Origin of the sequence: Pseudomonas sp. MCal1 (assembly GCF_026341415.1) — a bacterium.
Classification (GTDB): domain Bacteria; phylum Pseudomonadota; class Gammaproteobacteria; order Pseudomonadales; family Pseudomonadaceae; genus Aquipseudomonas.
This window is the reverse complement of record NZ_JAKUMP010000021.1, coordinates 65,349-76,756: the sequence shown is the minus strand read 5'-3', so window position 1 is coordinate 76,756 and position 11,408 is coordinate 65,349. Positions and strand designations below refer to the sequence as shown.

At 61.1% G+C, this 11,408-nt stretch carries 7 protein-coding genes; 1 reads left to right on the top strand and 6 read right to left on the bottom strand.

The features are described from left to right. Positions 1-122 precede the first annotated feature (122 nt). The 5 genes from MKZ87_RS27450 to pvdM form a co-directional block, all read right to left on the bottom strand. Positions 123-2,549, bottom strand: a complete 2,427-nt coding sequence (locus tag MKZ87_RS27450; protein ID WP_085700189.1) for a TonB-dependent siderophore receptor — start codon at positions 2,547-2,549, stop codon at positions 123-125. A gap of 154 nt (positions 2,550-2,703) precedes the next feature. Further along, positions 2,704-4,353, bottom strand: coding sequence for a cyclic peptide export ABC transporter (locus MKZ87_RS27445; RefSeq protein WP_085703516.1), 1,650 nt, complete (start codon positions 4,351-4,353; stop codon positions 2,704-2,706). A 118-nt stretch (positions 4,354-4,471) separates the two neighbouring features. Next, a complete protein-coding gene (locus MKZ87_RS27440) occupies positions 4,472-5,365 on the bottom strand; it encodes a formylglycine-generating enzyme family protein (protein WP_085700187.1) in 894 nt (297 codons plus the stop codon). A gap of 30 nt (positions 5,366-5,395) precedes the next feature. Beyond that, positions 5,396-6,676, bottom strand: coding sequence for an aminotransferase class V-fold PLP-dependent enzyme (locus MKZ87_RS27435; protein WP_085703515.1), 1,281 nt, complete (start codon positions 6,674-6,676; stop codon positions 5,396-5,398). Positions 6,677-6,703: 27 nt separating this feature from the next. Further along, positions 6,704-8,053 (bottom strand): pyoverdine-tailoring dipeptidase-like protein PvdM, encoded by a 1,350-nt coding sequence (pvdM, locus tag MKZ87_RS27430; protein ID WP_085700185.1) that lies wholly within the window; start codon positions 8,051-8,053, stop codon positions 6,704-6,706. 222 nt (positions 8,054-8,275) lie between these two features. Between pvdM and MKZ87_RS27425 the strand changes: the two genes are divergently transcribed. Continuing rightward, complete coding sequence (locus MKZ87_RS27425; RefSeq protein ID WP_085700184.1) at positions 8,276-9,904, top strand: PvdJ/PvdD/PvdP-like protein; 1,629 nt, start codon at positions 8,276-8,278, stop codon at positions 9,902-9,904. Positions 9,905-10,003: 99 nt separating this feature from the next. On the opposite strand, the gene MKZ87_RS27420 is transcribed toward MKZ87_RS27425, so the two are convergent. After that, on the bottom strand, positions 10,004-11,407 hold the full coding sequence (locus tag MKZ87_RS27420; RefSeq protein ID WP_085700183.1) for an efflux transporter outer membrane subunit: 1,404 nt from the start codon (positions 11,405-11,407) through the stop codon (positions 10,004-10,006). Between the last annotated feature and the right edge of the window lies 1 nt (position 11,408).

The window sequence follows — 11,408 nt, the reverse complement described above, 5'->3', positions numbered from 1 at the left end:
GCTCGCACGAACATCATCAATCAAATCGGCGTTCTTGTTTGTGTGTTTCCCGAGATTCCGTGAAGAACCAAAAAAAAGCGCCCCGGTCAGACCGGGGCGCTTTTTGTATTGCAGCGGTTAAATCAGAACGTGTACTTGAAGCCGGTCATGATGTTGCGCGGTGCGCCGTACATGCCGTGGTCGCCGGCATAGCTGAGGTATTCGCGGTCGAATACGTTGTTCAGGTTGACCGAGGCGCTGAGGTTTTTGCTGATGTCGTAGCGTGCCAGCAGGTTGGTGACGGCGTAGCTGCCTTGCTGGAAGGTATGCAGGTCGGCACCGGTCTTGCTCTGCCAGTTCACGCCGCCGCCGACGGTGACTTTGTCCAGGATGCCCGGCAGGCGATAGCTGGTGAAGGTCTTGAGGCTGTGACGGGGCAGGGTGGTGACGATGCGGTTGTCATCGGCATCGGTGCTGACGGCATAGGCGTAACCGGCAGACGCTTGCCAGCCTTCGGCCAGTTCGCCATCGAGGGTGAATTCAGCACCTTTGGTGGTGGTGCCCTGTTCGGACTTGTAGGTGTTGCCGCCCGGGGTGTCGATCCAGATCGCCAGGTTGTCCTGCTCGATCTTGAACAGCGCGAAGCTGGAGTTCAGCTTGCCATCGAAGTGGCTGCCCTTGACGCCGACTTCGTAGCCGGTGCCTTCCATCGGATCCAGAGGCTTGTTGTTGATGTCGCGAACCCAGGACGATTGCGGGTTGAAGATCTTGGTGTAGCTGGCATACAGCGACCAGGTGTCGTTAACGTCGTAGACCACACCCGCGTAAGGAATGTAGACACCGGTTTCCGATTCTTTGGTCTTGGTTTCTGCTGCGCCGTACGGCTTGTCTTCGGTGTCACGATGCCAGTCGACCACGCGGCTGCCGAGCAGGATGCTCAGGTCATCGGTGGCGCGCAGCCGGGTGGCCAGGTAAGCGGCGTATTGCGTTTCATCGACGGTGGATTTGCCGGTGACGTTGAATTCGGGTTTGACCGAGTTGCCGTTCCAGTTCAGCAGGTTGTCGATGGCACCGGCCGGGGAATTGGAGTAGTCGGTTTTCCAGCCACCGTAGCTCGGCACGTTTTCGTAGTAGTTGGACAGGGTCACACCGGCGATCAGCTCGTGCTCGCGACCCAGCAGGCCGAACGGGCCGGTCAGGTAGGCGTCGATGTTGTTCTGGCGCGGGGTGCCGGAGAAGCGTACCGGCAGTTGGGTGGTGCCGCTGCCGTCTGGGTTCAGGGTGCCGTTGACGTAGTTGAAGACCTCGTCGAATTTGTTTTCGGAGTGAGTCAGTTCAACCTTGCCGCTCCAGCCGTTGCCGAACTGTTGTTCGATCGAGGTGAAGAAGCTGGTTTGTTCGTGGTCGTTGTAAGACCAGGTCTGCGCCGAGTTCAGGGAACGCTTGAGGTTGGTGCGCGAACCGTCGGTGAAGCGCGTCGGCAGGCCCGAACGCATTGGCGAATCGACGTCGGTGCGCTGGTAGCTGAAGCCCATGGTCAGCAAGGTGTCTTCGCTCAGGTCGAATTCGGTGATGCCATACATCAGCTGCGAATCCTGCTTGTAGCGGTCAATCCAGGACTGTTCGGTCTTGAAGTCGCCGACCAGACGGCCACGGATGTTGCCGGTTTCGGTCAACGGCCCGGAGACATCGAAACCGGTGCCGTAGCGATCCCAGTTGCCGGCCTCGGCGGTGACGCTGGCCTGAGCCTCGGCGGTCGGGCGCTTGCGGATCAGGTTGATGGTGGCCGAAGGGCTGCCCAGGCCGCTGATCAGGCCGGTGGCGCCACGCACCACTTCCACCCGGTCGTACATCGCCATGCTCTGGGTGTAGTTGTCCATGCGCTTGACGGTCGGCACGCCGTCGATTTCGAAGTTCTGGATCTCGAAACCACGGGAGAAGTAGCCGTCGGACTCGGCGCCCTGACCGTCACGCAGCACGATGATGCCCGGAGTGGCGTCGAGGGTATCGCTGAGGTTGGTCAGGTGCTGGTCGTCCAGGCGCTGACGGGTCATGACGGTCAGTGACTGCGGGGTTTCCTTGGGAGTCAGGTTCAGACGCGTCGAACTGCTGGACGAGTACGTGGTGTACAGCCCGGACCCTTCAGTGGTCGAGCCCGGCGCCTTGCCGGAAATCGATACCGCGCCCAGCTCCAGCGCGTTTCCCGCGTCTGCACCGGTGGCTGGCACCAGCGAAACCGAGTTGCCGGTCAGTTGATAGGTCATGCCGCTCCCCAGCAGCAAGTTGTCCAGCGCCTGTTTCGGTTCCAGGTGACCGGATACCGCGGTCGAGTTCAGGCCAGCCAGGGATTCCGGGCTGTAGAGAATCTGCAGATTGGCTTGTTGCCCAAGCTGTTGCAGTGCCCGGGACAGCGGTTGCGCAGGGATGTTGACGTCGACCGGCGTCGCTTGAACCTGGGTGCTGCCCAATAGCATCAGCGTCAGCAGAGCACCTGACAGCATTGCGCCACGCGGATTGCGGCGGGAGATGGCCTCGGCCAGAGGGGTGCGGGACAACTTTAAGGCTTGCATTTGCTCGGGATGCTCCTGAAGTGCGAGTGCAGTTTTATTAGTTAATGATAATTAGACGCAACACTGCGTAAAAACCGGAAAAAATCCCGCGACCTGCGAAGAACTCTGCTATCGCGCGAAAGCGGGATCAGCTCATCCCTGAGCGGTTGGCGTATCAGGCCGGGTTGAGCGCGGTTTTGACTTTGCCGGCATCCATGCGCACCAACTGGTCGGCGACATCGAAATAACGGTCATCGTGGGAGATCACGATGATGGTCTTGCCCAGTCGTTTGAGGTCGGGCAGCAGCTCGGTGTAGAAGATCCGGCGGAAGGTCGGGTCCTGATCCGCGGCCCATTCGTCGAACACCAGCACCGGGCGCTCCTCCAGCCACGCATTGACCAGCGCCAGACGCTTGCGCTGCCCGGTGGACAGGTCAGTGGTGGTGAAGCTGCCGTCCTGCACGCTGACCTTGTGGGCGATTTCCAGGCGTTGCAGGTATTTGTTGGCATCGTCGGGAATGTGCGTATCGCCTTGCACCACGTCATCGAACAGGTAGTAGTCGGCAAAGACCGTGGTGAACAACTGGCGGTAATCATCGCGGGTGAGGGCGGTCACGCATTCGCCGTTGAGGCGGATTTCTCCCTGCTGCGGCGGATACAGACCCAGCAGCAGTTTGATCAGGGTGGTCTTGCCGCAGCCGTTCTCGCCGACGATGAAGACGATGTCGCCTTGTTCGATCTTCAGGTTCACCGGCCCCAGCGTGAACGGGTTGGCCTCGCCCACGGCCGGGAAGGCGTAGCGCACGTCTTTGAGTTCCAGGCTCTGCACCGGCTCGGCTTTCTGGCCATGATCGCTGAGCAGCAGATGCGGCTCGGGCGAGGAGAATTGCGCCGACAGTTCAGCGATGCGGCGGAAGGCGATCTGCGCGCGGCTGACCACCGGCAAGGTGCCGACCAGGTGTTCCAGCGGACCTTTCATGTACAGCAGCACCAGAACAAAACCGCTCATCACGGTTTTGTCAGCGCTGGGCCAGAACGATTGCAGGGCCAGCGCCAGACCGATGACCACAAAGAACAGCATCGAGCCGAAACTCTTGGCAATCACGAACGTGTTGATCGATTTGATCTGGGTCTTGCAGATGAAATCGGCAGTGCCCTTGATGCCGCTGTTGAACATGCGCTGGCGGCGCGGGCGATGAATGCGCAGTTCCTTGGCGCCTTCGGCAATCGCGTTGTAGTGCTTTTGCAGTTCGTCTTCAGCGTCACGGGCGGCGAAGAAGCCCTTGATCCCGCGCCCCTGGGCGAAGTACTGGATGCCAGTGCCGATCAGGATCGCCACGACCATGATCAGGAACATTGGCCACGACAGCATCGCCAGGTAGCCCATGCAACCGAGGGTGACGGTCAGCGAGATGGCCAGGGGGGCGAAGGCGAAGGCGAAGTCGCTGATGGTGTCAACGTCATGCGTCAGCACCGGAATCAGGCGATGGCTGCGATAGCGTTCAATCTGCTCGATCGGTGCCGACAGCACTTTCTCGCCCAGCTGTTTGCGCAGGGTGGCGATGATGTGCTGGCCGACATAGTTGGTGCCGATGTCCGAACAGATCGAGCTGAGCAGTGCCAGCACGCACAGGCCGCCGAACAGCGCGACTACGCCTTGGGTCAGACCGGATTCGGAGTGCAGCGCATTATTGATGGTGGCCAGCAGGACCGTGACACTCAGGCCACCGACCATACCCAGAATGACCGACAGTGCGACGACGAGCCGAAAAGGTTTGAGTAGGGTGAACAATTCATGAATTGCACCGCGCGTAGGCTGGGTCATGACAGGACAGTTCCTTGGGTCGTAAGGCAGATACCCAGTAGAACGTCTGATCCGGTGCGTAATTTAGACGGTCGCCGACTGGCGGCGACCGGGGGAGGGGGAGAAGCGTTACTGCCGATTACAACTCACGCACGACACGGAAACCGATCCAGTCGCCACGGGTTTTCGGATCGATGTCGTTGCGGTTGCCCGAGCGGGAGAATACCGGCGCTTCACCCCAGTCATTGCCGCGAATGCGCAGGGTCTCGCAGTTGGGTTCAAGCCACGCGCTGCCATCGGTTGGCGCACCGTTGTAGTCCGGGTGATAGCAGTCTTCGACCCACTCATAGACATTGCCGTGCATGTCGTACAGGCCAAAGGCATTGGCCGGGTAGCTGCCCACCGGCGAGCTGAAGCTGTAACCGTCCGCCGGGCCGTAGGTGTTGGCGTGTTTGGCGATGCTGTAGCCCTTGCCCTCGTCGAACGGGAAGGGGAACGGTCCTTTGGATCCTGCCCGGGCACCGTATTCGCGCTGGGCTTCGCTGAGCATGCTGTATTTCTGCCCGGTTTTTTTCGACAGCCAGGCGACGTAGTTCTTGATGTCCTGGAAATCCATGCACACGGCCGGCTGACGCGGGGTTTGCGGGTAGCGCGGTTTGCTTGCGATGCACTCGCGACCAGGGCGCGTGTCGCCGTTGGCGATCACCGCACCGCTCTCGCGAATGTAGCTGTCCCATTCACCCGCGGTGATCTGGAAGCGGCTCATGGCGAAGGGTTTGGCGAAGGTCACTTCATGCATCGGGCCCTCGTCGGGTTCGCGGCCCACTTCATCCTCCGGCGTGCCCATGGTGAAGGTGCCGGCCGGCAGTACGACCATTTCCGGGCAGTCTTTGCAGTCCTTGAATACTTTGCCTGCGGCGGGCGGTGTCGCGGCCTGCGCGGCGCTCGGCAGCAGACCGGTCATGAGGGCGGCGAGGGCCAGTGCCTTGAGCGCGCTGGCGCCGTGGGCAGGGGTCAACAGATCACGTTTCATGAGTCATCTCGTTTAAAGGAAAGCGGGGTGTCACAACTGTTTGTCGAGTACGGCCATGAAACGCTCGATGTCGTTTTCGCTGTTCAGCAGGCCGGGTGCGATGCGGATCACCGGGCCGACGTCGCGCTCCACCGCGTCACACACCACGCGGTTTTGCATGAGCCGGGCGGCGACCTGATCGCAGTCGCGATCCTTGATCCGGAAGAAGGTGAAACCGGCGGACAGATCGGTGCTGCGGGGTGTCACCAGTTCAATCGAGCGGTGTTCCAGCAAGCGGTTCTTGGCGTAGGTGTTGAGTTCGTGAATGCGCGTTTGCACCTCGCGCTTGCCCAGCGACAAATGCAGCTTGAACGCTTCGTCCAGCGCCCAGCGGTGTTCGAAACTGTGATACCCGCCGGGGGTCATGATGGTCGAGAACGTGGTGGCTTCAGAGAAGGTCGGGATGGTCGGGGTGACGTCCTTGAGTTCGCTGGAGCGTGCGCAAATGATCCCGGTGCCGCGGGGGCCGAACATCCACTTGTGGGTGCCGGCGATAAAGAAGTCGCAGTGCATGTCGGGGAAGTCGAGGTCGTCGACACCGAAACCATGCACGCCGTCGACGACGTACAGGATGCGATCCTTTTCCTCTCGCTGGCGATTGTGCCGGTCCACCAGTTTGCCGATCTCGCCGATCGGCAGTTTCACGCCGCTGCCCGATTGCACCCAGGTCATGCCCAGTACGCGGGTTTCGGGGCGAATGCCCTGGTCGATACGGGTCAGTATTTCGTCGACGGACGCCTTTGCGCTGCTGTCGAACAACTTCAGTTTGCGCACCTTTACGCCATCTTTCTGTTGGCGATAACCCAGCGTGTAGTGGGTTGAGTAGTGCTCGTGTTCGGTGGTGAGAATTTCCTGATCGGCACGCACATGGATGCCGCCATAGATCAGCGCCAGACCTTCGGTGGTGCTGCCGGTGAGGGCGATCTGTTCGGGCTTGGCCTTGAGGTAGCGACCGGCCCATTCGCGCACGGCTTGCTCGCGTTTTTCGGTTTCACCCAGATCCCAGTCCATCGCCCGTCCGGGATTGCGGTCGAGGGTCACTCGATAGCGTTCGATGGCTTCGCGTACCGGGCGCGGATGGGATGTCACGAGGAAGTTGGCGAAATGCAGATAATCCGGATCCTGATCGAACAGCTGGCGCAATCGGTCCCATTTGTTCCCGGCGAGCGGTTGTGGGTTGGCGGCGCGGGCCGGCAGGTTGATGGCAGCGCCCAGGGGCAGGCCGGCGGCAAGGATGCCGGCCTGCTTGAGGAAAGAACGACGGTTGGTCATGAGTTCTGATCGCTTGTTCGAGAGGTGTCAGCGGTTGACGACAGGTTTGGAGGATTTTTGTACCTGTTCCCAGACTCGCAGGAAGTTGCCGCCCCACAATTTGGCAATGTCGGCCTCGCTGTAACCACGGGAGATCAACTCGGCGGTTACGTTGCGCGCTTCGCTGACGTCCTTCCAGCCGTCCAGGCCGCCGCCGTCGTTGAAGTCGGAACTGATCCCGACATGGTCGATACCGATTTTCTTCACGGCGTAATCAATGGCGTCGCCGAAATCCTTGAGGTTGGCTTTGGGCTCTTCGTCGACGATTGCGTAGAGCTGGCCGGCGTACTCGCCAAAGCGTTGTTCCGGCCACACGGTGATGATCGGGTCGCCCGGCATCAGTGCCATCTCCAGGCCCTGCAACGGCTGCAGGTCAAACCTGGCCCGCAATGCGTTGAGCTTGTCCCGGGTCGCCTGGCTCAACGGACGCAAGTAAGTCGGGAAACCGACGATCTGCACCACGCCGCCGCTGTTCTTGATCAGTTGCATTTCCTGGTCGCTGATATTGCGCGGGATATCCACCAGCGCCCGCGGTGCCGAATGGGAGGCCACGATCGGTGCGCGACTCAGCTGTGCGACCTGTTCCAGTGCCTTGGTCGACATCTGCGAGACATCGATGATGACGCCCAGATCGTTGAGGCGATGCACGGCTTGCTTGCCAATGTCCGACAGACCGCCAAGCGCATCGCGGGTGTCATTGAAAAACGGCAGTGGTCGTGAAGAATCGGCCCAGTCGTTGTTGCCCACGTAACTGAAACCGAACATGCGCATGCCGCGTGCGGCCCACTTGTCCAGGGCGTTCAGATCGTTGCCCAGTGGATAGGCGTTGAGCATGCTCATGAAAATCGCAAACTTGCCTTCGCCATGCAGGCGGCGGAAATCGTCCGGGGTGTAGGCGATGGCAACCTGATTGGGGAAATCGCGCACCAGGGAGCTGATGATCTTGTAGCGGGTTTCCTGTTCCAAGCGTGCTTCTTCGACAAACCCGGCAGTCGGACGGTGTGGCGCGTTGGCGCCGTTCCAGATTTCCGGCCAGCCGAAGATCGTCAGGGCGGCCCCGGACAGGCGTCCGCGGGCGGTTTTCACCAGATCGAACTGGCCGCTGCCATCCTTGTCGGCTTCGTTGCCGGCCGTGCCGAAATCCAGCGGCACGGTGATGTGGCTGTCGAAAGAGAGGATGCGATCCTGCAGCGCATCGGCTTGCTGCATGACTTTGACCGGGTAACCGGGATTGTCCTTGAACCAGTGCTCCCAGACCGCAAAGCCTGCGGCAGCACTGATCGCCAGGGCCAGCGGCAGGCCGATGTAAAGAGCCTTTTTCGAACGTGGTTTTGTCATTGCCATCTCAGTCAGGTTCGCCGTCGAGGTGCAGGCGCAAGGGCCTTTGCTATCTGGGTGGAACGACTGAGCAGCCGGGTAATTTAGGTCTGGCGCGAAAGAACACAGCTTGAGGCAGGCACTGCCCAAGGCTGCGATCTTTCCGGGACGCCATAAATTTCCCTCTGCAACAAACGTTCTAGCTTGGATAAAGCCTGCTTCATGGCTGACACAGGTAGGGCAATGAAGATTTCTCGACGATGGTTCATGGCGGGCCTGGCATTGACCGGCGCCGCTGTGCCTGCAGCGTATTTTGGGCATCGTGAATGGACGAAGCCGGATCCGACGATCACCCCGGGTGAGGCGTCGTTCGATGTCGCGGATGTCGCCGGGCAACGCCTGGCGGATGCGTTGCGCGGTGTCTGGCAGATTCGTTTCGAGGGCCATGACGCCGGTATCGCGGGTTTGCCCAGAGACGGTCTGGAAGTGTTTCTCGATGTTGCCCACAAAGGGCGCGGCGTGACCGGTTTTCTCGACACGGCCGAGCGTTTGCGCTCGTCACAGGCGCCGCGCTATCGAATTCTCGCGGACCTCGCCGACGTCAAAGCCTCGCAATTGAGTTGGCGTCTGGTCAGCACATCGGCGGCCGACGGTGCACCGGACTACGAATTCAACATGGCGCTGGATGAAGTCTGGGGCGGTTTCGGCAACGCCGGCAGCGGCAGCCTCAGCGGGCGCGTCCTCAACCTTGATCGACCCTTGATGCTGCCGGCGCAGGACCATCGTTTCATTGCCGTCAAGCGTGTGTTCCCCGAGGCCCGCGAACGCACAGGGTTGAACCCGACGTTGCTGGCCTGGCTGATCTCTCCCGAGCACCGCTTGTTCCATCAGCTCTGGCACGCCAGCCGCGACAAGTGGCATACCTTGAGCGAGGAAAAACGCGGCGCCCTGCGCGGTATCGGCTGGCAGCCCGGCCCGCGTGACAAGGAGCGTGACGCCCGTGGCCCGCGCAAGGATCGCAATGGTTCGGGGATCGATTTCTTCTTCATGCACCGCCACATGCTGGGCACGGCGCGTTCAATGCAGGATCTGCCGTCGTGGCAGCATTTTCCGCTGCCGCAGCCGGAGTTGATCCGCGATCGCCAGGGTTTCGCCGCCTACTTCGACAACCACGACGGCACTTCGCTGCCGCCGACCTGGCTGGCCGAGGACGATGACGAATATTCGCAATGGGTCAGCGACATCAAGACGGCCGAGACGTATCACAGTAATTTCCTGGTGTGGGAATCGCGCTACCGTGACCCGCGCTACCTGGCCAAACTGACCCTGGGACAGTTTGGCTCGGAAGTTGAACTGGGGCTGCACGACTGGCTGCACATGCGCTGGGCGTCCGTGCCGCGCGATCCTTCCAACGGGCAACCGGTGCCGTTTGCGCGTGATCCGGCCGATTTTTCCGCGCGCTGGTACGCCGCTGAAAACGATTTTCTGGGTGATCCGTTCTCCTCTCATGTGAGCCCGGTGTTCTGGGCGTTCCATGGCTGGATCGATGATCGCCTGGAGGACTGGTTCCGCGCGCACGAACGCTTTCATCCGGGCGAGGTCAGTCGCTTGCAGGTCAATGGTGTGCCGTGGTTTGCACCGGGACGCTGGGTGGAAGTCGCCGACCCGTGGCTCGGGCCGATCACTCACGGCTGCAGCACGGTGCCGGGCCTGCAGCCTGGCAAGTCCGTGGAGATGGATCCGGAAACCATGAAGCTGGCCCTGCGCATCACCTTCAGCGACGACGAGAAGGTGTTGTCGTCGTTGTTCCGCAAGGTGCCGCGGCGTCCATGGTATGCGCGTCATCTGAAGCCCAGACAGACGCCGGTCTGAGACGCTCTTCACTGCACTCGCCGGCAGGTCGACGCCCACGCATTCAGTTGCATCGATGAATGTTGTGGGCTTCGGCCTGCTGGCGATTGCATTTGCAGGTCAGCGTGATGCCAGTGTCTGCCAGCCGCCGCCCAACGCCTTGTACAACGCGATGCTTGCCTGCATTCGCGACAATCGCAACTGCACATTCAAGTCCTGCGCGGCATAGAGCGTGCGCTGGGTTTCCAGTACCGTCAGCAAATCCTCTGCGCCGGCCTGGTAGCGACTCTGGGCGATGTCGAACGCCGTCTGCGCTTGCCGCAGTTCCTCGCTTTGCCATTGCCGTTGTTCATCGAGGCCGCGAATGCTGTTCAAGGCTTTTTCGACATCGGCGAAGCCGTTGATGATCGCGCCGCGATAGTTCTGCAGCAGTTCATCCTGACGTGCAGTGGCCTTGTCGCGCTCTGCGCCGAGACGACCGTTATTGAAGACCGGCCCGATGAGTCCGGCGGTCAGGTTATAGAAGGGGCTGCGCAGAACGTCGCGGAACTGGTCGGCCCCCGAGCCGATACTGGCACTCAAAGTGACAGTGGGCAGCATCGCGGCGCGGGCGACTTTGACGTCGGCCTTGGCGGCGGCCAGTTGTGCTTCGGCGCGGGCGATGTCCGGGCGGCGATTGAGCAGATCGCTTGGCACGCCCGCGGCGATTTCCGGCCAATGCAGTTGATCGAACGATTCCCGGTTCAGCGCAAGTTCCTGAACCGGGCGGCCCAGCAGGGCTGCAAGGCTGATTGAAGCGTCCCGGGCCTGTTGCTGCACCCGCGGCAATTGCCGTAGCTGGGCGGCTACCAGGCTTTTCTGCTGAGCCAGTTCCAGGGCGGTTGCCGAGCCTGAGTCAAAACGCGTTTGCACCAGTTTCAAAACGTTTTGCGCGTTGGCCAGATTGAGTTCGGCAATGCGGCTCTGCTCGCGCAGCGACAAGGTTTGCGCATAGGTGTCGGCGACACTGCCGAACAAGGTCAACTCCACCGTGGCACGGTCGAACTCGCTGGCCTGCAAGGCGAATTGCGCACTGTCGCGCAAGGCCTGTTTGCCACCCCAGAAGTCGATTTCGTAACTGGCATTCAGATTGGCGTCGAAGTAATCCACGGCCTTGTTGCTGCTGTCGGCGTCCAGTTGGCTGTAGCCATTGCCGCGCAACAGTTTCTGCCGATTGGCATTGAGCCTGGCCTGCACTTCAGGCAGTTGTGAGCCGCCGGCGATCACGGTGCCGGCCCGGGCCTGGCGTACCCGGGCCATGGCGGCGGCGAGGTCGAAACTGCCGGCGCGAGCCTGTTCGATCAGACGATCAAGTTCCTGGCTGCCGAATTGTTTCCACCATTGCGCATTGATGCGGTCGACGCTGGCGCCGTGGGGCGATTGCCAGTTGGCGGGCGGTTGCAACCCGCTGTCGGGACGCTGGGCGGGACTGCCGCAGGCGCTGAGCAACAGGCACACGGTCAATAAACTGAGGCGCGGTTTCATA

What these genes read in the sequence shown, in the direction of transcription:
- MKZ87_RS27420 (WP_085700183.1), bottom strand. Translation starts at nt 11,407, where the DNA reads ATGAAACCGCGCCTCAGTTTATTGACCGTGTGCCTGTTGCTCAGCGCC.
- MKZ87_RS27435 (WP_085703515.1), bottom strand. Translation starts at nt 6,676, where the DNA reads ATGACCAACCGTCGTTCTTTCCTCAAGCAGGCCGGCATCCTTGCCGCC.
- MKZ87_RS27450 (WP_085700189.1), bottom strand. Translation starts at nt 2,549, where the DNA reads ATGCAAGCCTTAAAGTTGTCCCGCACCCCTCTGGCCGAGGCCATCTCC.
- pvdM (WP_085700185.1), bottom strand. Translation starts at nt 8,053, where the DNA reads ATGACAAAACCACGTTCGAAAAAGGCTCTTTACATCGGCCTGCCGCTG.
- MKZ87_RS27445 (WP_085703516.1), bottom strand. Translation starts at nt 4,353, where the DNA reads ATGACCCAGCCTACGCGCGGTGCAATTCATGAATTGTTCACCCTACTC.
- MKZ87_RS27440 (WP_085700187.1), bottom strand. Translation starts at nt 5,365, where the DNA reads ATGAAACGTGATCTGTTGACCCCTGCCCACGGCGCCAGCGCGCTCAAG.
- MKZ87_RS27425 (WP_085700184.1), top strand. Translation starts at nt 8,276, where the DNA reads ATGAAGATTTCTCGACGATGGTTCATGGCGGGCCTGGCATTGACCGGC.